Annotated in this window: 12 protein-coding genes, 3 pseudogenes and 1 riboswitch; of the genes and pseudogenes, 10 read left to right on the top strand and 5 right to left on the bottom strand. The window is 39.2% G+C overall.

What is annotated here, in order from left to right:
- Positions 1 to 39 precede the first annotated feature (39 nt).
- On the bottom strand, positions 40 to 1,548 hold the full coding sequence (lnt, locus tag NYR89_RS05045) for an apolipoprotein N-acyltransferase (RefSeq protein ID WP_279446596.1): 1,509 nt from the start codon (positions 1,546 to 1,548) through the stop codon (positions 40 to 42).
- A gap of 95 nt (positions 1,549 to 1,643) precedes the next feature.
- Positions 1,644 to 2,537: a CNNM family magnesium/cobalt transport protein CorC gene (corC, locus tag NYR89_RS05040; RefSeq protein WP_279446594.1), complete on the bottom strand. Its 894-nt coding sequence runs from the start codon at positions 2,535 to 2,537 to the stop codon at positions 1,644 to 1,646.
- A gap of 171 nt (positions 2,538 to 2,708) precedes the next feature.
- Between corC and NYR89_RS05035 the strand changes: the two genes are divergently transcribed.
- From NYR89_RS05035 to NYR89_RS05010, 6 genes and pseudogenes are all read left to right on the top strand, one after another.
- Positions 2,709 to 3,311, top strand: a complete 603-nt coding sequence (locus tag NYR89_RS05035; protein ID WP_279446593.1) for a curli polymerization inhibitor CsgI-related protein — start codon at positions 2,709 to 2,711, stop codon at positions 3,309 to 3,311.
- A 235-nt stretch (positions 3,312 to 3,546) separates the two neighbouring features.
- Positions 3,547 to 4,334 (top strand): annotated as a pseudogene (locus NYR89_RS05030) (MIP/aquaporin family protein).
- Positions 4,335 to 4,364: 30 nt separating this feature from the next.
- Positions 4,365 to 5,877, top strand: a pseudogene (gene glpK / locus NYR89_RS05025) (glycerol kinase GlpK).
- Between the two features lie 407 nt (positions 5,878 to 6,284).
- On the top strand, positions 6,285 to 6,527 hold the full coding sequence (locus tag NYR89_RS05020) for a hypothetical protein (protein WP_279446592.1): 243 nt from the start codon (positions 6,285 to 6,287) through the stop codon (positions 6,525 to 6,527).
- A gap of 109 nt (positions 6,528 to 6,636) precedes the next feature.
- Positions 6,637 to 7,959 (top strand): transferrin-binding protein-like solute binding protein, encoded by a 1,323-nt coding sequence (locus tag NYR89_RS05015; RefSeq protein ID WP_279446591.1) that lies wholly within the window; start codon positions 6,637 to 6,639, stop codon positions 7,957 to 7,959.
- Between the two features lie 75 nt (positions 7,960 to 8,034).
- Positions 8,035 to 9,522, top strand: a complete 1,488-nt coding sequence (locus NYR89_RS05010; protein WP_279446590.1) for a surface lipoprotein assembly modifier — start codon at positions 8,035 to 8,037, stop codon at positions 9,520 to 9,522.
- Between the two features lie 80 nt (positions 9,523 to 9,602).
- Here NYR89_RS05010 and lon read toward each other — a convergent pair whose 3' ends face one another.
- The 3 genes from lon to glpQ all read right to left on the bottom strand — a co-directional run bounded on the left by lon (position 9,603) and on the right by glpQ (position 14,887).
- Positions 9,603 to 12,011 carry an endopeptidase La gene (gene lon / locus NYR89_RS05005; protein WP_279446589.1) on the bottom strand — a complete coding sequence of 803 codons (2,409 nt, stop codon included), beginning with the start codon at positions 12,009 to 12,011 and terminating at the stop codon, positions 9,603 to 9,605.
- Between the two features lie 154 nt (positions 12,012 to 12,165).
- Positions 12,166 to 13,611, bottom strand: coding sequence for a glycerol-3-phosphate transporter (glpT, locus tag NYR89_RS05000; RefSeq protein ID WP_279446588.1), 1,446 nt, complete (start codon positions 13,609 to 13,611; stop codon positions 12,166 to 12,168).
- A 190-nt stretch (positions 13,612 to 13,801) separates the two neighbouring features.
- The gene (gene glpQ / locus NYR89_RS04995; RefSeq protein WP_279446587.1) at positions 13,802 to 14,887 is read right to left on the bottom strand and encodes a glycerophosphodiester phosphodiesterase; all 1,086 of its coding nucleotides are present in this window, start codon (positions 14,885 to 14,887) and stop codon (positions 13,802 to 13,804) included.
- Positions 14,888 to 15,146: 259 nt separating this feature from the next.
- On the opposite strand from glpQ, the gene glpA reads away from it, so the two are divergent.
- The 4 genes and pseudogenes from glpA to ribD all read left to right on the top strand — a co-directional run bounded on the left by glpA (position 15,147) and on the right by ribD (position 20,769).
- A complete protein-coding gene (gene glpA / locus NYR89_RS04990; RefSeq protein WP_279446586.1) occupies positions 15,147 to 16,829 on the top strand; it encodes an anaerobic glycerol-3-phosphate dehydrogenase subunit A in 1,683 nt (560 codons plus the stop codon).
- On the top strand, positions 16,819 to 18,105 hold the full coding sequence (gene glpB / locus NYR89_RS04985) for a glycerol-3-phosphate dehydrogenase subunit GlpB (protein WP_279446585.1): 1,287 nt from the start codon (positions 16,819 to 16,821) through the stop codon (positions 18,103 to 18,105). The genes glpA and glpB overlap by 11 nt, the downstream gene beginning before the upstream one ends.
- Positions 18,102 to 19,376 (top strand): anaerobic glycerol-3-phosphate dehydrogenase subunit GlpC, encoded by a 1,275-nt coding sequence (gene glpC / locus NYR89_RS04980; RefSeq protein ID WP_279446584.1) that lies wholly within the window; start codon positions 18,102 to 18,104, stop codon positions 19,374 to 19,376. Before glpB ends, glpC begins: the two co-directional genes overlap by 4 nt.
- Positions 19,377 to 19,427: 51 nt before the next feature.
- Positions 19,428 to 19,553: riboswitch (FMN riboswitch) on the top strand.
- Positions 19,554 to 19,685: 132 nt separating this feature from the next.
- Positions 19,686 to 20,769, top strand: a pseudogene (gene ribD, locus NYR89_RS04975) (bifunctional diaminohydroxyphosphoribosylaminopyrimidine deaminase/5-amino-6-(5-phosphoribosylamino)uracil reductase RibD).
- The last annotated feature ends 35 nt before the right edge of the window (positions 20,770 to 20,804 follow it).

Below are 20,804 nucleotides of genomic sequence, written 5' to 3'. Positions count from 1 at the left end.
ATGACTGATTTTTGGTGCTTTATTCGTCAAATAAGCGGTCTATTTCCTTCTAAATTTTGTAAAAGATAAGATTAGACAAAATAGACTTATCGCATAAATCAACCAACTTCCAGTGTTGGCGAATAAAGTTTCGCCTTTAGTCGGCTGAATTTGTGCAGTTAATACGTTCGCTTCAAACTGTGGAATTTGTTCAATGACTTCGCCTTTTGCACCGATAATTGCCGTAATCCCGGTGTTTGCCGCACGGAGTAGCGGCTTGCCTAATTCGAGTGCGCGCATTCTTGCCATTTGGAAATCTTGCCAAGGGCCGATAGAGGCACCAAACCAGGCATCATTGGTAATCGTCAATAAATAATCCGATTGCTGTGCTTGTTGGTTTTGTTGCATTTGGTGACCGAAAATTACCTCATAGCAAATCGCCATATTAAATTTACGATTTTTAGCGAAAAGAGGCTGTTGCACAAATTCGCCTTGCGATAAGTTAATCGGCAGAATAAACACATCACGCATCCAATCCAATACCGAGCCGAAAGGCACATATTCGCCAAACGGTACTAAATGGTGTTTGTTGTAACGTGTGGAATGATGCAAGTCATAAGGTTGCGATTGATTACCTAACACCACCGCACTATTAAATAATTGCTCACTTTCGTTTTGGTAGAGTGTACCAATGATCACTTCACTACCTTTTTCCGTAGCAACTTGTTGAAGTTGGTTAAGTAGCGGATAAATTTGCGTTTCTAATGCTGGAATAGCCGATTCAGGCAATACAATCACATCACTTTTGCCTAATAGCGGACTAATTAAACGTTGATAAGTTTGTAACGTATAATCGAAATGTGCCGGATCCCATTTCATTTTTTGCTCAATATTGCCTTGTACAAGACTCACGCTAAGCGGTTGTTTTTGCTCATCAATTTGCACAAACGAAATAAATTTGGTGGCAAATGCTAATCCGCATAATACTGCTAAGGTGGCAAGAGAAGCAGTTGTTTTTGCAGATTTTTTTACCAATAACACAAAGTAACCGCTTACAACCATCGCAAAGAAAGTGAGTCCTTCAACACCTAACAGCGGTGCGATGCCGGCAAACGGACTGTCAATTTGCGTATAACCGAACTGTAGCCAAGGAAAGCCGGTAAACACGACACCACGCAGATATTCGGTAAAGGTAAAAATCGCCGCAAGTGCAAAAGGATTACGGATTTGAAAACGCTGGGCAATGTAGCTGAACAGCAAATTATAAAGGGCAAGATAGCAAGCCAATAAAAATACTGCGATATAGCTCACCACAAGCGGTACGCCACCGAATTGGGTCATACTGACGTGTACCCAATTTACCCCGACACAAAAACAACCGAGTGACCAAGCAAAAGTTGCCCAAAGTGCGGTTTTACGTTGCGGAAGTGTTGCCGCCCAAATTAAGCCGGCGACGGAAAGATAGATGAGTCCCCAAATATCAAAAGGGGAATAGGCGAATGTCCCAATGCCTCCGAGGGCGGCAAGCAAACAAGCGGTTAAAATTGATGGATTTTTTACAAATTTCATTTGAGAGAGTTAATTAAGTAATAGAGAAAGATGCTTCGAAACAACGCAAATAAAAGGTGAGGATAAAACCTCACCTAGATATTATGCTTTGTTGATTATTCTTCGTTGGTGACCAGCTGTTCCATTTTTTCCAGCTGTTCGTCCGGAACGGTAACGCGTAATTGAATCAGACGGCGACTATCAGCAGAAGTGACTTTAAAATCAATGCCTTCTAATTGAATTTGTTCGCCTCGCTGAGGAAGATGCCCAAATGCTTGCATTACTAAACCGCCCACAGTATCCACTTCTTCATCGGTAAATTCGGTCGCAAAGGTTTCATTGAATTTTTCAATATCAGTCAGTGCTGATACTGCATAAGTATGACGAGAAAGCTGACGAATCGGCTCGATTTCTTCTTCATCAAATTCGTCTTCAATATCGCCGACAATTTGTTCGAGAATATCTTCAATCGTAACTAAACCCGATACAGCCCCAAACTCGTCCACAACAATCGCCATATGGAAGCGTTCCGAACGGAATTCTTTTAACATTCGATCAACGCGTTTACTTTCCGGCACAATAACCGCCGGGCGAAGAATTGTTGACATATCGAAGGCTTCGGAATTCCTTCTCAAAAATTTGAGTAAATCTTTAGCGTGTAAAATACCGAGTATGGTATCTTTGCCATCATCTAAAATAACTGGGAAGCGAGAATGGGCGGATTCAATGATGAGATCAACACAGGCGGCTAAATCAAGATTTGCATCAATATATACAATTTGTGGACGAGGGATCATAATATCACGTACACGCAGTTCGGAAATTTCCATCACTCCTTCAATCATCTCTTTCGTATCATTATCGATTAAGTCATTTTCTAATGAATCTCGAATGACTTCGACTAAATCTTCACGATTTTTCGGCTCTGATTGAAATAAACCGCCAAAAATGGATTGTAAAAACGATTTTTTATCTTGTTGCGAGCTTACGCTCTGTTGTTCATCACTCATTGTATATACTCTTAAAATAATCTGTTTACCCGATAATTTATGATTTATCAGGTAATATAGAAAATTATCACAAATTAAGGGCTTTGATAATAAATTTATTTCTATTTTTCAAAAATTAGCATAGCATAAGATTGATATTTTTTATATTGATTCAATTTAAGGAGTTTCTTAATGAAATTAGCGAAAATAGCGGTTGCTGTTGCAACATTAGCGGTCAGTTCTTTTTCAGCAACTGGCACATTAACGGCTTCAGATAGTGTGGAATTACTTGCATTTGATGGTCAAAAAGTGGCTAGAGGTACGGCAGGTTTATCTATTGATAGTAAAGTGCATCAAGTTGTTGTAAGTGTAAGTGATATTGTAGACGGCAGTTATTTTTCAATTGATCCGGTTATCTTAACTTTTAATGGTACGGATGAAGATGCAAAAATCGTTACACCAAAATTCACCTCAAATTTTACCGTAGATAAATTCAGAAAAGAGCTAAATTTCAAAATTGAAACGGCATCAGGTAAAGAAATTAGTTATAAGCGTGATTTGTTAAAAGGTGAAGGTTTTGCCCCAAATTCCCGTGTTGAGGATAATCTTGCAAAATATAATGCAAGTAAAGCATCTGCTTCTGTGCAGGCATTCACTAATGTTGCTCTAGAAGCTAAAGGACAAATGGTCATTGAAACGGCAAATGTAAAAGAAGAACAGTTGCAAGTTTTATTTAAAAAAGCGGATAAAGAAACGCAAAAACGTTTCTTGGAATGGGCAAAAAAACAGCAGTAATTATCTCGAAGTCATAAATAAGCCTCAATATATATTTTATTGGGGCTTATTTATTTTCAAAATTAAAAATTTGAAGTTCATCACACCTTTGAGAATCAAAATGTGCGTAATGTCACAAATTTACATTTTCCCATTTGCTAAAAATGTTTGTTTTTATATATTGCACCCCGAAAACGTTTGCGTTTTTCAACATTCACTAGCGTAATTTACTTTTCGTTATCCGTAGGAGGACTATATGGAAAGATCGTTAAAAGGTGCTTGTATTGCTGAATTTATTGGCACTGGACTTATTATTTTCTTTGGGGTTGGTTGTGTTGCGGTACTCAATTAGCTGGGGCTACTTTCGGTTTATGGGAAATCTCAATTATGTGGGGGGTAGGGGTTGCACTCGCTGTTTATACTACTGCCGGTGTTTCCGGTGCTCATTTAAATCCGGCTGTGACTATTGCGTTATGGAAGTTTGCTTGTTTTGATGGTAAGAAAGTGCTTCCTTACATTGTTTCTCAATTTCTGGGTGCTTTTGCAGTAGCTGCATTAGTTTATTTCCTTTATAAAGATCTTTTCTCCGTGACCGAAGCGGCAAAAAATATGGTTCGAGGTGAAACAGTTGGTTTTGCAGGTGTTTTCTCTACTTATCCTCATGAACATATCAGCGTATTACAGGCATTTTGTGTTGAAGCCGTCATCACAATGGCATTAGTTGCCCTCATTTTAGCTTTAACCGATGATGGTAACGGTGTACCAAGAGGCCCTATGGCTCCATTACTAATTGGTTTATTAATTGCGGCTATTGGTGGTGCTTTCGGTCCGTTAACCGGCTTTGCGATGAATCCGGCACGTGACTTTGGTCCGAAATTATTTGCATTTTTAGCCGGCTGGGGTGATGTCGCATTAACCGGCGCACGAGATATTCCTTATTTTCTTGTTCCTTTCATTGCTCCGGTTATTGGCGGGCTTGTAGGTGCTTGGGGTTATCGTCGTTTTATCGGTAAAAATTTACCATGTAACTGTAATTGTAACTAAGTTACTCATTTAATAGAGAAGGTGATTACTATGACTAAAGAATACATTATTGCGTTAGACCAAGGCACAACCAGTTCTCGTGCGGTATTACTCGATAAAAATGCTAATATTGTAGAAGTTTCACAGCGTGAATTTACCCAAATTTATCCGCAAGTCGGTTGGGTAGAGCATAATCCAATGGAAATTTGGGCGACACAAAGTTCGACATTAAATGAAGTGGTGGCAAAAGCAGGCATTACCTCGGATAAAATTGCCGCAATTGGTATCACTAACCAACGTGAAACCACAATTGTGTGGGAAAAAGAAACCGGTAAACCGGTTTATAATGCGATTGTATGGCAATGTCGTCGTACAGCGGATATTTGTGCCAAATTAAAAGCAGACGGTCACGAAAGTTATATCCGCAAAACCACCGGTTTAGTGGTTGACCCTTATTTCTCTGGTACGAAAGTAAAATGGATCTTAGATAATGTTGAAGGTGCTAGAGAAAAAGCGGAACGTGGTGAATTGCTATTTGGTACGGTCGATACTTGGCTAGTTTGGAAATTAACCCAAGGCCGTGTTCACGTGACAGATTACACTAATGCTTCCCGTACAATGTTATTCAATATTCATACCAAACAATGGGACGATAAAATGTTGGAATTATTAGACATTCCTCGTTCTATGTTACCGGAAGTAAAAAATTCATCAGAAATTTATGGTGAAACCAATATCGGTGGTAAAGGTGGTGTGCGTATTCCGGTTGCTGGTATGGCGGGTGACCAACAAGCCGCACTTTATGGACATTTATGTGTAGAAGCCGGCCAAGCGAAAAATACCTACGGAACCGGTTGCTTTATGTTGATGAATACCGGTGATGAAGCGGTAGAATCTAAAAATGGTTTAGTCACAACGATTGCGTGTAATGCAAAAGGTGAGCCATGCTATGCGTTAGAAGGTTCTATCTTTATGGGCGGTGCATCAATCCAATGGCTACGTGACGAACTAAAAATTGTTCACGATAGTAAAGATTCCGAATATTTTGCTATGAAAGAAGAAAGTACAAATGGCGTTTATGTTGTGCCGGCATTTACAGGATTAGGTGCACCATATTGGGATCCGTATGCACGAGGTGCAATTTTAGGGCTTTCTCGTGGGGCAAATCGTAATCATATTGTACGTGCAACTTTAGAGTCTATTGCTTACCAAACCCGTGATGTTTTAGATGCAATGCAATCCGACAGCGGTAAACATCTTGCCACTTTACGTGTTGACGGCGGTGCAGTTGCGAATAACTTCTTAATGCAATTCCAAGCGGATATTCTGAATGCGAATGTAGAACGTCCGGTTGTACGTGAAGTCACTGCATTAGGTGCGAGCATATCTCGCCGGTCTTGCGGTGGGCTTCTGGAAAGACTTACAAGAATTACGCGGTAAGGCTTCAATCGAACGAACCTTTATCCCAGACGGTGACGAAGCAAAACGTACCAGACGTTATAAAGGTTGGAAAAAAGCGGTTAAACGTGCCTTAGAATGGGCAAAAGAGGACTCTGAGGAATAGCAGATCTTCTTACAAGCGGTCGGATTCTTCGTAAAATTTACAAAAAATCTGACCACTAGCTACCTAAAAAACAAGGGCTTCAAATTTAATTTGAAGCCCTTTTTCTATACATAATAATTTTATCTACACTTATCTCATATAGGAAAAATAGGTTTGGCATTACATAAATTAACATTATCAAGCTTTAGTTTTCTGTATTTACTTAAATATATAAATAAATACAATGCTTTGCTTTGCTTTGCTTTGCTTTGCTTTGCTTTGCTTTGCTTTTGGTTGGTTTACTTGTTTTCTTGTTTGGGATTAAATACTGCCCTGAAAGGCATATGCCTTTTGTATACAAAAGGGGCAGTCGATTTATAGTCGCTTGCCATTGTTTATTTGCTATTCTTATTAATAAGAAGGATTTTATGAATAAAAACCAATTCGTTAAACTAAGTTTAACTTTAGTTGCATCAGCAGTATTAGCGACATGTAGTTCTTCAAGCGGTTCATCAAATAATGACGAACAAGCTAAACAACAGGCTCAGCAACAGGCACAACAACAAGCTAAAGTAGCAGCTGAGAAAGACGACAGAGAAAAAGCGACGAAGAGAAAAAGCGAAGCAGAAAAAGCGGCATTGAGAAAGCGGCGGCAGAGAGCAAGCTGTTAAAGATGGCAAATCTGTTGGTCACAAATTAGTTAAGAAAACAGACTCTAATTTTGTATTAAAAGCAGGTGAAGTAGAAACCTCATCTAAATCAACTGGCAATGCAGAGAATATGGCACTTGAGTTACATCCTAGCTTAGATACAGTCGTAGTTTCTGTTCCTGTAGATAAAAACGGTAATATTATTCCTAATGCGCCTGTAGGTTACTTAGAAGATTTCGACTTCCGTGGTAATACTAACAATACTAAAGGTGAACATACATTACAACATATCTACAAAACTGCAGATGGTTCTACCAAAGACAATGGTCAAGCTCGTGGTGTTGTAGCTACAACTAAAACCAGTACAATGGGTAAAGAACAAGGTAAAGCTTTAGTATACCAAGCAGATCGTCAAAACTATATCGGTGCTGATGAGACAGTTAAAGTATTTGTGGACAAAGATGGCAAAGGCGGTAAGACTTTAGATAAAAATGGCGTAGCTAAAAACGGTGAGGGTAATGATGTAGTTTATACTGCAGAAGCATTCCGTGATCGTGCAACTACCGTAGCTGAAGTTTATGGCCACAGAACTTTCGTAGAGGGTGATTCTGTAACTTCTGCAGAAAAAGGTGAAGTAGCATTAGCAAATGCACCATTTGGTAAAGCAACAGCGAATAAAGATGGTTCAGTAACTTATACTGATGTGAAACTTAACCACGTTCAATATGGTCGTGTAACTTCTAAATTAGATAAAGTACAACCGGCGACAGTTAAAGCAGGTAAAGATGTTAATGCAGATGGTACAAAAGTGGTTAGTTATGGCGAATACAACCAAAAAGGTACAGAAAACAGCTACTTCTACCGTGGTGTTAATGATACCGGGTACGATGCGAACTTAACTGGTTACTTAGCAAAAGCTTACTATAATGCAGATAAAGCACAAGGTAACTTAACTTACCAAGGTCACGCTGTAACTTACGGCTTTGAACATACGGCACCTCTAGTTGCAGAAGGTAATGTTCCAAATGCACTTGGTACAGATAAATCTATCCAACTTGTTAGCGGTACTCACGCAAAAGCAAACATTGATTTAGCAACTAAATCTGTAACAGGTAACCTATATGATGTATGGTCTGTTGATGGTAAAGAAGTGAATCAAAACATTGCGGCATTTAACGGTTCTTTAAACAATGCTGGTGTAATCGCAGGTACTTCAACTCGTTTAGCGGATAAAGCAGAAGGTTCATTAAATGCTAACTTATTCGGTAAAAATGCAGAAGAGTTAGGTGGTGCATTAGCATCTAAAGCTGTAGATGCGAAAAACAGCTGGGGTGCGGCATTTGGTGCTAAAGTTCAGGAAAACTTATTTAAACCAGAAGCTCCTGTAACTCCAAAAGATGTATCAGCTTGGGGTGTTAAAACAGACGAAGTAGATGCACAAATTACTAAATAATTCTTTTATTTAGAAATGTAATAAACAGCCCAGTTTTGGGCTGTTTTTTTAGCTTAAAAAAATATGGAAGTAACTATGAGAAAAACATTCGCGTTCGTCATATATTTAGGAATGTTCTCATCAGCTTATGCGACAGATGAGACTCAAGCAATCGTAGATAGAGAAGCGACACAAATTAATGTAAAAACGCCGGAAGTTAATGAACCGCAATTAAAATTAGATCAACTTAGAAAACAAGAATTATCCGCCCAAACAGAAAATAAAAATCAGTCGGAAATTAAATATACCGCACGTCAACTAATCGAACAGCCTGAAATTCTTGAAGATTTATTTGTGTCAGCATTAGTTAATGCAAATAAAGCGATTTTGCCTACTTATATTAAGTTATATCAATTAGTTCCTTCAGCAGATACTTCATTAATTGATTGGGCAAATGCAATTTTGCTCAGAGATACGAATTTAAATGGTTCGGTTAATATGTATCGTAAATTATTATCAAGTTTTCCTAATAATGAGTATGTCCGTTTTCAATTAGCAGAAACACTTTTTTATAATCAAGAATATGAAGCCGCTAAAACGCAATTTGAGCGATTGAGAGCAACTGAGAATATCAGTGAAAACGATATTGTGGTATTTGATCGTTTTATTGACGCGATTAATAATAAAGATAGTTGGAATTTTTCATTTGGTGCGACTTTTTTAAATGACAAGAATTTAGCTAATTCTGCAAAACAAGGCACTAAAATGGCATTGGAAAACGGTGGTGTGATTACTTATAACTCAGCTCGCCAAGAAGGGCAGGGAATTTCTGCGTGGTTTAGTGCAGATAAGCAATGGATGCTATCCGATGGAAAATATACTAAATTAGAAACAGGTTTATCCGGAAAATATTATTGGGATAATAAACGTTATAATGATATAAATACGAATATTGGCTTTGGTTTAGGATATGCAGATGCTCGATTTAACATTGAATTAATTCCTTATATTAGTAAGAGATGGTATGCCGGTGGAATGAACTCAGGAGAATCATTAAAACAATATTCAAATACTTATGGTGCGAATCTTTCACTCAGTTATTGGCTAAACCAAAACTTTAAATATTCTTTATATTATGACTATGGCTATGATAAATATGAGCATAGTAAATATGACCAAATTTATAGTGGACCAGCTCACGCATTATCAAATTCTCTTATGTATATGCCAAGTGCGACTCAGTATTGGTCATTAGCTTTAGACTTACATAAAAAAGATGCGAAAGATAGAACTAATGCTTATGAAAGAATTGGTGGACGTTTAATTTGGGGACAAGAATGGCCTCTTGGTTTGTCAACGCAAGCATCTGTTGGTATAGGTAAACGTAATTATAAAGCAGGTTCATTCTTAGGTAAGCAAAAAAATAAAGAGTTATCAACCTCTCTCTCTGTTTGGCACAAAGAGCTTCATTATCAAGGTTTCACACCTAGAATAACTTGGAGTTATACTAAGACAAATAGTAATCTTGCTATTTATAGCTATGATAAACATCAGATTTTCTTTGATGTATCTAAATCATTTTAATATTATTTATTAGTTTAAGAATTGTTATAGATAAATAAAAAGGGCTTCAATTTATTTGAAGCCCTTTTATTATGGATTAACTACTGAATAGCCGCTTTTGTGCGTGTTTTTTTCACTTTAATCGTTTGAGGTTTTGTTGGAATAACCTCAATGCCCATTGGCGGATTTTCTAATGCAATCGCTAATACTTCATCAATCGTTTCAACTGCGTGAATCGTTAATGTCGCTTTTGCATTTTCCGGAATTTCTTCCAAATCTTTTTCGTTATCTTTTGGAATAATCACGGTTGTGATACCACCACGATGTGCGACCAATAATTTCTCTTTCAAGCCACCGATTGGTAAAACTTTACCTCGTAAGCTAATTTCACCAGTCATTGCCACTTCTTTGCGAACTGGGTTACCGGTTAGGCTAGAAATTAGTGCAGTACACATTGCGATACCAGCACTTGGACCGTCTTTTGGTGTTGCACCGTCCGGCACGTGTACGTGAATATCACGTTTTTCGTGGAAGTCATCTGCGATACCTAATTGAGCCGCTCTTGCTCGTACCACCATCATTGCCGCTTGGATAGATTCTTTCATGACATCGCCTAATGAACCTGTAAATGAGAATTTACCTTTACCACTTACTGATGCTGTTTCGATCGTTAGTAAATCACCCCCAACTTCAGTCCAAGCTAAACCGGTGACTTCACCAACACGATTTTGGTTATCCATTCTGCCGTAATCAAAACGTTTTACACCTAAGTAATCTGCGATATTTTCTTCAGTCACTTTAAGTGATTTCACTTTTTTATCTAACACCAAAGTTTTCACTGCTTTACGACAGATTTTTGCAATTTCACGTTCAAGACTACGTACGCCGGCTTCACGAGTGTAATAACGAATAATGCTTAAAATCGCACTGTCTTCAATCACTAGTTCTCCGGCTTTTAAACCGTTATTTTCCTGCTGTTTAGCAATTAAATGATCACGGGCAATATGCATTTTCTCATCTTCGGTATAACCGGAAAGACGAATAACTTCCATACGGTCGAGTAATGCCGGCGGAATATTCATTGAGTTTGAGGTTGCCACGAACATTACATCGGAAAGATCATAATCAACTTCTAAATAGTGATCGTTAAACGCTTTATTTTGTTCCGGATCTAATACTTCGAGTAAAGCAGATGCAGGGTCACCACGCATATCCTGTGCCATTTTGTCGATTTCATCGAGCAAGAATAGTGGATTTTTCACTCCGACTTTTGCCATTTTCATCATTAATGAACCCGGCATAGAACCGATATAAGTACGGCGATGACCACGGATTTCCGCTTCGTCACGCACGCCACCTAATGCCATACGCACATATTTACGTCCTGTTGCATTGGCAATAGATTGACCAAGTGAGGTTTTTCCGACACCCGGAGGACCAACCAAGCATAGAATAGGACCTTTGAGTTTATTTAAGCGACTTTGTACCGCAAGATATTCAACAATACGTTCTTTGACTCGCTCTAAACCATAGTGATCTTTATCTAAAACTTCCTGAGCTTTGGCTAAATCTTTTTTGACCGCAGATTTTTTATGCCATGGCATTTGTAAAATCCAATCAATGTAACCACGTACAACCGTTGCTTCGGAAGAGCTTTGAGGCATTGCTTTTAACTTTTTAAATTCGCTGTCTAATTTCTCTTTAACTTCAACCGGTAACTTAGTCGCATCAATTTTTTCTTTTAGTTTATCTAGCTCACTTTGTTCAGCATCTTCACCGTTACCTAATTCTTTCTGAATAGCTTTAATCTGCTCATTTAAGTAATAATCGCGTTGGTTTTTTTCCATTTGCTGTTTTACACGATTACGAATACGGGTTTCAGTTTCTAAGGAATCTAACTCGGTCGCCATAACGACTAATAATGCTTCAAAACGAGCAATTAAATTCACTTCTTCTAATAATGCTTGTTTTTTCTGAACTGGTGCAATTAAATTTGAAGCCATTGTGTCGGCTAGACGATCTTCCAGTGAGATTTTTTGTAATTTAGGTAAAATTTCTGCTGGAATTTTTTTATTATTTTTTACATAACCTTCAAATTCATTTAATGCCGTTTTAGCAATCGCTTTTAATTCATCATTTTCATCATCATATTCTGAAATGAGTGGTTGAACCCCTGCCCAAAAGCCATTTTCATCGTCATGAATATGCTCAATTTTAGCGCGTTGTTGACCTTCAACTAATACTTTTACCGTGCCATCGGGTAGATTCAACATTTGAATAATATTGGCAATGACACCAACATCATAGACATCGGCAGTCGTTGGTTCTTCTTTATTTGGATCTTGCTGAGTAACGAGGAATAATTGTTTGTTATTATCCATTGCCGCACGTAGGGCTTGAATCGATTTTTCACGTCCTACAAATAACGGCATAACCATATAAGGGAATACCACTACATCACGTAACGGAAGTAGTGGCAATTCAATCGCTTTCTTTTTTCTCGGTGCCATAAATTTGCTCTCTTTCTTTTTTAGAATCAATTTACAATTTACTCATTATGGGGCTGATTTTAGGAAAAACAAGGAAAAATTTGATTAAAAGTAAAAAAGAGGGAAATACTATTCAGTATTTCCCTCTCTGTGTTCTCATTTATTTACTATGAAATTATTTGCCGTAGTGGTCGCCTAATTTTGCTTTATGTTTGCCTTCTTCAACCATTACGATAAGCATTAATAATACAGCTAATACACCACCGGCAATCATTACATAGAAACCACCGTCCCAGCCGTAATATTCAGCCGCCCAACCTACAACTGCTGATGCAGAAACTGTACCACCTAAGTAACCGAATAAACCGGTAAAGCCTGCTGAAGTACCTGCCGCTTTTTTAGGTGCAAGTTCAAGAGCGTGTAAACCAATTAACATTACCGGACCATAAATTAAGAAACCTACTGTTGTCATTAAAATGAAGTCCATTAATTGATATGGGTTTTCATAGAATGGTTTACCTGCATATAATGCTAATTCAGCTTCAGGTGTTGCTGGGTTTTTCCATAATGCAATAACTGCAAGAGTGGTTAAGATCATAAAGATAAAGCCGGTTAAACCACGTTTACCTTTGAATAATTTATCTGATACCCAACCGCATAATAATGTACCCGGAATCGCGACTAATTCATAAATGGTATAAGCCCATGCAGTACCTTTAATATTGAAGTGTTTTACTTCACCAAGATAAACCGGTGACCATTTTAATACACCGTAACGAATTAAATATACGAATACGTTAGCGATTGCGATATACCATAATAATTTGTTTTTAAGAACGTAAGTTACAAAGATCTCTTTGGTACTTAAGTCTTTTTCCGCTGTTTCTTCATTATAGTCATCTGGATAGTCATTACGCCATTTTTCTACCGGTGGTAAACCACAAGATTGTGGCGTATCTTTCATAACGAAATATACTGGAATTGCCGCGATCATTGCCGCAATACCCGGATAGTAAAGCGCTTGTTGCCATACATCTTTTGCTGTTGCATGTTCGCCGGTATTGCTGAAGTAGATTGCACTTGCTAATAACACCATTGCACCCGGTACCATACCACCAACGTTATGTGCACAGTTCCAAATAGAAACGATAGTACCGCGTTCTGATTTAGACCACCAGTGTACCATTGTACGACCGCATGGAGGCCAACCCATACCTTGGAACCAACCGTTTAAGAAGATCATGACAAACATTACTGCAATGCCTGAAGTTGCCCATGGCATTAAACCCATCATAGTCATACAAAGACCAGAAAGTAATAAACCGAACGGTAAAAATACTTTCGGGTTTGAACGGTCAGACATACCTGCCATCACGAATTTAGATAAACCGTAAGCAAGGCCTGCCCCGGTACCGATAATACCTAATTCCGCTTTGTTATATAAACCTGCTTCGATTAAACCTTTTTGAGCAAGGTCGAAGTTTGCACGCACGAAATAATATGCGGCGTATCCGAAAAAGATGCCTGCAAAAACTTGCCAACGTAAGAATTTGTATCTTGCATCTATTTTATCTGCCGGTAATTCCGCTATATGCGGAGCCGGTTTAAATGGACCAAACATAGAAACACTCCAAATTATATTTATTGATAAAACGTTCGATTACGAACAATCAAGTATATTTTATCGAAAAAAAAGTAATACTCCATATAATTTATTAAAATTTGTGAATACACTCACATTTTTATGTGCGATTTAGCTAAAAAAGTGAGTGATTCACCAATTTATCTTCTTTTTCGCTCAGAAAAAATACTTATTTTGTTCCTTTAAGAAATTGAACACCTGTATCCGGGAAATCTGTAAAGATACCGGTTGCACCTGCTTTATTTAATAATGCGTCATACATTTGATTTACATTGCTAAAGAAGTCAGGTAAAGCGTCTTTACGTACTGTGTACGGGTGTAATTCCATTTTGGTTTTCGCAATATCTTTTACCATTGGAGTGTATTTAATATCGCCTAGTTTTGAATTTTTATCATCAACCAACATATACCAGCCCGGACCTACGCCATCAGCGTATTTCGCTACTTCAGCCATCGCACCGTCTTTAAACATCCAGTCATAGTTATAGTTAACCCATTTGCCTGAGGCATCTTTTTCTTCTGTTTCATGCCAATCGGTGTAAGCGATTAATTGTACTAATTTCACGTCCATACCCATTTTAGGCAATAATTCGGTTTTGATACGTTTTAGCTCATTAAAATCAAAGGTTTGTAAATAAACGCGATCTGATTTTTGATCATAGCCATATTTTTTCAAGACTTTTAAGGTTTCTAATGCGATATCTTTACCTTCTTGGTGATGTAACCAAGGGGCTTTGATTTCCGGATAAATACCAATTTTTTTACCGGTTGATTTTTCTAAACCTTGGATAAATTCAATTTCATCTTCAAAAGTATGAATTTTGAAATGTGATTTCCACATTGGGAAACGGTTTGGATACACTTGGACTTGTTGACCGTTTTCAGTTTTGAAGTTTTCGGTCATTTCAAGGGTTTGGATTTCTTTCAAGGTAAAATCTGCAACATAGAAACGCCCGTCTTTACGTGCACGTTTTGGGAATTTTTTAGCGACATCGGTTAAACCGTCTAAGAAATGGTCATGGATAACGATTAAGCGATTATCTTTAGTCATGGCAAGGTCTTGCTCTAAATAGTCCGCTTGTTGTGCAACAGCGAGTGCTTTGGATTCTAAGGTATGTTCCGGTAAGTAACCGCTAGCACCTCGGTGTGCAATGACGAGTTTGTCCGTTTGTGTCATTTGCATAGATTGAGAATGGGTACAACCGGCTAATACTGCAGTAGCGATAAGGCTAGCGACTAATACTTTAATTTTCATTTTAATTCTCCTAGGTTATCAGTGTTTATATATCAACAAACGGACGTAAGGATATATTAAGGAAGTGAATATAAAAGCTAATTTATGTAAATTTGTGATCTATGCCACAAATAATTTCTTTAATTGAAAGAATTTGTGAGTTCATTCACATTTCTGATTTCTTTTTTGCTCATTTGCTTGTTCCAAAACGCTCATTTTTATACAATGGCGTTGTTTCCTTTTGTTCGTTTCATTTCATTTAATGTGGGAGAGGTTGACTATGAACATTTCACCTCAAATGTATAAGAATGTTGCAGATTTTTCACCGGTAAATACAGACGTTATTATTATCGGTGGTGGTGCAACGGGTGCCGGCATTGCACGAGATTGTGCTTTACGAGGCTTAAAATGTATATTACTTGAACGCAGAGATATTGCCACAGGTGCGACAGGGCGTAATCACGGTTTATTACATAGCGGTGCAAGATATGCGGTAAACGACCGAGAATCTGCCGAAGAATGTATTAAAGAAAATTTAATTCTCAAACAGATCGCACGTCATTGTGTGGATGATACCAAAGGGCTGTTTATCAGTTTGCCGGAAGATGATCTGAATTATCAGAAAACTTTTATTGAATCTTGTACGGCATCAGGTATTGAAGCGGTCGAAATTGAGCCGGATCTTGCAAAATATATGGAGCCGTCTGTTAACCCATCATTAGTGGGAGCGGTAGTCGTACCGGATGGTTCGATTGATCCGTTCCGTTTAACGGCATCAAATATGCTGGATGCAACGGAAAATGGCGCTCAGATTTTTACTTATTGCGAAGTGAAAGGTTTGATTCGTGAGGGTGGTAGAGTGATCGGGGTAAATGTGTACGATCACAGAAATCATATTGATCGCCAATTTTTTGCGCCAATCGTGGTGAATGCCGGCGGAATCTGGGGGCAAGGTATTGCCGAATATGCCGATCTCAAAATCAAAATGTTCCCGGCAAAAGGTTCGTTACTGGTAATGGGACACCGTATTAACAATATGGTGATCAACCGTTGCCGTAAACCGGCAAATGCCGATATTTTGGTGCCGGGCGATACCATTTGCGTTATCGGTACGACTTCCGACCGTATTCCTTATGATCAAATTGACAATATGGTGGTAACACCGGAAGAAGTGGATGTGTTATTCCGTGAAGGGGAGAAACTTGCACCGAGTTTGCGTCATACTCGTGTGTTACGTGCTTATGCGGGGGTTCGTCCTCTGGTTGCGAGTGATGATGATCCATCCGGTCGTAATGTTAGCCGTGGTATTGTATTACTTGATCACGCAGAACGTGATGGTTTAGACGGTTTTATTACCATTACCGGCGGTAAGTTAATGACTTATCGTTTAATGGCAGAATGGGCAACCGATTTAGTTTGTAAAAAATTGAATAAATCGGACCGCTGTACTACAGCGGAACGTCCATTACCAGGATCAAGTGAAAGTCGAGAAGAAACCAGTAAAAAAATTGTTTCATTGCCAAATACAATCCGCCATTCTGCGGTATATCGTCACGGTTCTCGTGCAACACGTTTACTTGAGAATGAACGTTTAGACCGTTCATTAGTTTGTGAATGTGAAGCTGTGACCGCCGGTGAGGTACGCTATGCAGTTGATGAATTAAACGTAAATAATCTTGTGGATTTACGTCGCCGTACTCGTGTGGGTATGGGGACTTGCCAAGCAGAGCTTTGTGCTTGTCGTGCGACCGGTTTGATGAGTCGTTTCAACGTTGCTACACCGAAAGAATCAACCACACAATTAGCCTCATTTATGGAAGAGCGTTGGCGTGGTATTCAGCCGATTGCATGGGGTGATGCGATGCGAGAAGCCGAATTTACTAGTTGGATTTATTATAGCTTACTTGGATTGAATGATGTTCCGGCAAGCGAAAGCACAGGAGTAAATAGCAATGAATTTTGATGTAGTGATTATCGGTGGCGGACTCGCCGGTTTAACCTGTGGGATTGCCCTTCAAGAACAAGGAAAAAGCTGTGCGATTATTAATAACGGACAAGTCGCGATTGATTTTTCTTCCGGTTCAATGGATTTACTTTCTCGCTTACCAAGCGGTCAAAAAGTGCAAAATGTTTACCAATCGTTAGATGAATTAAAAGCTCAGGCTCCGGAACATCCGTACAGTATTCTCGGTAAAGAACAAGTATTAGCGAAAGCCCAGCAATTCGAACAGTTGGCAAAAGCATTAAATTTATATTTAGAGGGTTCAACCTCACAAAATCACGAGCGAATCACCCCGTTAGGCGGATTACGTGCGACGTGGTTATCACCGAATAGCGTGCCGACTGTTCCGCATTTGACAGATTTATCCGAAAAACATATTGCGTTATTGGGCATTGAGGGTTATCACGATTTTCAACCGCAATTATTGGCGGATAATTTAAAACAAAACCCTCAATTTGCCGATTATGAATTTACGATTGGTTATCTGAATATTCCGGAATTGGATCATTTACGCCAAAACTCACGAGAATTTCGTAGCGTGAATATCGCACAATTATTAGAGCATAAATTGTCTTTCCAAGATCTTGTGAAAGAAATTAAACAGGCGGCAGGGAGTGCGAAAGCAGTCTTTTTACCGGCTTGTTTCGGCTTAGATAACCAAGACTTCTTCAATAGCTTACAACAAGCAACCGGTTTGGCATTATTTGAATTACCGACATTACCGCCATCTTTATTAGGTATTCGCCAACATCGCCAATTACGTTTACGTTTTGAGCAATTAGGCGGCATGATGATGAACGGTGACCGAGCGGTAAGGGCTGAGTTTGATGGTGAAAATGTCGCACGTATTTTTACTACGTCACACCAAGAAGAACCGATTAGTGCGGATCATTTTGTGTTGGTCGCCGGTAGCTTTTTTAGCAACGGACTTGTGGCGGAATTTGAGCGAGTGAAAGAACCGGTGTTTGATTTGGATATTTGCGGTTGCAAAAATTTTGACAGTTCCGACCGCTTTACTTGGACAAATAACCGCTTTGCGGCACCTCAACCTTACCAATCTGCCGGTGTGGTGATTAACTCGGCTTGCCAAGTGCAAAAAAACGGTGCAGTTGTGCCGAATTTATATGCGGTGGGAAATGTCATCGGAGGCTTCCAAGGTATTGAGCAAGGTTGTGGTTCGGGTGTTGCTGTGGTAACGGCATTAACCGTTGCAGAACAAATCGGAGGTACAAAATGAATATTCAACAATTAATTGAAAATGCACGTCAAGGCGTACAATCTCCGGTTGTTCATCAACATTTTGACCCAAGTTTTGAAAGTTGCTTGAAATGTACCGCTTGTACGGCGGTATGTCCGGTTTCTCGTAATAATCCGTTTTATCCGGGACCAAAACAATCTGGTCCGGACGGCGAGCGTTTACGTCTGAAAAGCCCAGACTTCTACGATGAAGCCTTGAAATATTGTACAAACTGTAAACGTTGTGAAATTGCTTGCCCGTCAGATGTAAAAATCGGTGACATTATTGTGCGTGCGAGAAATCGTCACGTTGAGCGTCAAAATAAACCGTTGATTCACAAATTACGTGATGCGGTATTAAGTAATACCGATATTATGGGTACGATGAATACGCCGTTTGCGCCGATTGTGAATACGATTACCGGTTTAAAAGCGACCCGTTTCTTGTTAGAGAAAACCTTAAAAGTCAGCCAACACCGTACCTTACCGAAATATTCATTCGGTTCGTTCCGTAATTGGTATATGAAAAAAGAAGCGAAACGCCAAGCGCAATTCAAAGAGCAAGTCGCTTATTACCACGGTTGTTATGTGAACTATAATAATCCGCAGTTAGGTAAAGAAGTGATTGATGTGATGAATGCACTGGATATTGGTGTGGTCTTGCTTGAAAAAGAAAAATGTTGCGGTTTACCGTTAATGGTGAACGGTTTTCCGGAAAGAGCGAAAAAACAGGCTGAATTTAACCTGAAATATCTTGAAAAAACTGTCGATAAACAGTTGGAAGTGATCGGTACGTCTTCAAGCTGTACGGCAAATATTAAAGAAGAATACAGCCATGTCCTCGGTATGCCGAATACCAAAGTGAAATCGCATATTGATATTGTGACACGCCACTTATACAAATTGCAAAAAGCAGGCAGAAAATTACCGCTTAAACCGATGCGTTTACGTGTTGCTTATCATACTGCTTGTCACGTAGAAAAAGCCGGTTGGGCGCCTTATACGTTGGAATTATTAAAACAAATTCCAGAGTTAGAAGTAGTCATGTTGCCATCGCAATGTTGCGGTATCGCAGGTACTTACGGTTTTAAAGCGGAAAACTACGAAACGTCACAAGCAATCGGACGAACTTTATTTGAGCATATCAATGAAGGCGGTTTTGATTATGTGATTTCAGAGTGTGAAACCTGTAAATGGCAGATTGATATGTCGAGCAATGTTACTTGTTTACATCCAATTACTTTATTATCAATGGCATTGGATAAACGCTAATTCTTGCTTGACATTGACAATCAAAAGTCGCAAAATTTGCAACAATTTTTTAATAATCTTCAGGGCAGGGTGAAATTCCCGATCGGCGGTAAAGTCCGCGAGCCGAACGAAAAAGGTTTGGCAGGAACCGGTGAGATTCCGGTACCGACAGTATAGTCTGGATGGAAGAAGATGAAATAACCGTGTAAGCGGTGGTTTTTCCTATCTTTTTTACAAGCCTTGAGATCGAAAGATTTCAAGGCTTTTTTCATCATTAGGGTAAACACGCCTGTAATGTGTTTTCCTCTGCCCTCAAATAGTTTCAAAACAATGACTGATTTAGACTATATGCGCCGTGCCATTGCATTGGCAAAACAAGGTTTAGGCTGGACGAATCCCAATCCGCTTGTCGGTTGTGTAATTGTCAAAAACGGTGAAATCGTTGCCGAAGGTTACCATGAAAAGATCGGTGGTTGGCATGCGGAACGTAATGCCATTTTACATTGTAAGGAAGATCTTTTCGGGGCGACTGCTTATGTAACACTTGAGCCTTGTTGTCATCACGGACGCACGCCACCTTGTTCGGATTTATTAATTGAACGGGGCATTAAAAAAGTGTTTATCGGTTCAAGTGATCCGAATCCTTTAGTGGCGGGGCGTGGTGCAGGTCAGTTACGTCAAGCCGGTGTGGAAGTGGTGGAAGGTTTACTCAAAGAAGAATGTGATGCGCTAAACCCGATTTTTTTCCACTATATTCAAACTAAACGCCCGTATGTGCTGATGAAATATGCCATGACGGCAGACGGTAAAATTGCAACCAGTAGCGGCGAATCCAAATGGATTACCGGTGAATTGGCAAGAGCAAGAGTGCAACAAACTCGTCATCAATATAGTGCGATTATGGTGGGAGTGGATACGGTGCTTGCCGATAATCCGATGCTAAATAGCCGAATGCCGAATGCGAAACAACCTGTTCGGATTGTCTGCGATAGCCAATTACGTACACCGTTGGATTGCCAGTTAGTGCAAACAGCGAAAGAATATCGCACCGTGATTGCAACCGTTAGTGACGATTTGCAAAAAATTGAGCAATTTAGACCGCTTGGCGTAGAAGTATTAGTGTGTAAAGCACGAAACAAGCGGGTAGATTTGCAAGATCTTTTGCAAAAGCTTGGTGAAATGCAGATCGACAGTCTGTTATTGGAAGGTGGTTCAAGTTTAAATTTCAGTGCGTTAGAAAGCGGTATCGTGAATCGAGTACATTGTTATATTGCGCCTAAATTAGTCGGTGGTAAACAAGCGAAAACCCCAATCGGTGGTGAGAATTCAACAAATCGACCAAGCGGTTAAATTAATACTGAAATCAACCGAGCTAATTGGTGAAGATATTTTGTTGGATTATGAAGTTTTATGATGCTCTCTCTGGCTAAGAGCGAGTAGATATAAACA

The organism is Actinobacillus arthritidis, from assembly GCF_029774155.1.
Classification (GTDB): Bacteria; Pseudomonadota; Gammaproteobacteria; order Enterobacterales; family Pasteurellaceae; genus Actinobacillus; species Actinobacillus arthritidis.
Note: the sequence above shows the minus strand (reverse complement) of the source record. Positions and strands in the feature narration are given on the sequence as shown.

Excerpts from the sequence above, each read along its gene's own strand:
- lon (WP_279446589.1), bottom strand. The coding sequence starts at position 12,011 with ATGGCACCGAGAAAAAAGAAAGCGATTGAATTGCCACTACTTCCGTTA.
- NYR89_RS05020 (WP_279446592.1), top strand. The coding sequence starts at position 6,285 with ATGAATAAAAACCAATTCGTTAAACTAAGTTTAACTTTAGTTGCATCA.
- lnt (WP_279446596.1), bottom strand. The coding sequence starts at position 1,548 with ATGAAATTTGTAAAAAATCCATCAATTTTAACCGCTTGTTTGCTTGCC.
- glpC (WP_279446584.1), top strand. The coding sequence starts at position 18,102 with ATGAATATTCAACAATTAATTGAAAATGCACGTCAAGGCGTACAATCT.
- NYR89_RS05010 (WP_279446590.1), top strand. The coding sequence starts at position 8,035 with ATGAGAAAAACATTCGCGTTCGTCATATATTTAGGAATGTTCTCATCA.
- NYR89_RS05035 (WP_279446593.1), top strand. The coding sequence starts at position 2,709 with ATGAAATTAGCGAAAATAGCGGTTGCTGTTGCAACATTAGCGGTCAGT.
- glpT (WP_279446588.1), bottom strand. The coding sequence starts at position 13,611 with ATGTTTGGTCCATTTAAACCGGCTCCGCATATAGCGGAATTACCGGCA.
- glpQ (WP_279446587.1), bottom strand. The coding sequence starts at position 14,887 with ATGAAAATTAAAGTATTAGTCGCTAGCCTTATCGCTACTGCAGTATTA.
- glpA (WP_279446586.1), top strand. The coding sequence starts at position 15,147 with ATGAACATTTCACCTCAAATGTATAAGAATGTTGCAGATTTTTCACCG.
- corC (WP_279446594.1), bottom strand. The coding sequence starts at position 2,537 with ATGAGTGATGAACAACAGAGCGTAAGCTCGCAACAAGATAAAAAATCG.
- glpB (WP_279446585.1), top strand. The coding sequence starts at position 16,819 with ATGAATTTTGATGTAGTGATTATCGGTGGCGGACTCGCCGGTTTAACC.
- NYR89_RS05015 (WP_279446591.1), top strand. The coding sequence starts at position 6,637 with ATGGCACTTGAGTTACATCCTAGCTTAGATACAGTCGTAGTTTCTGTT.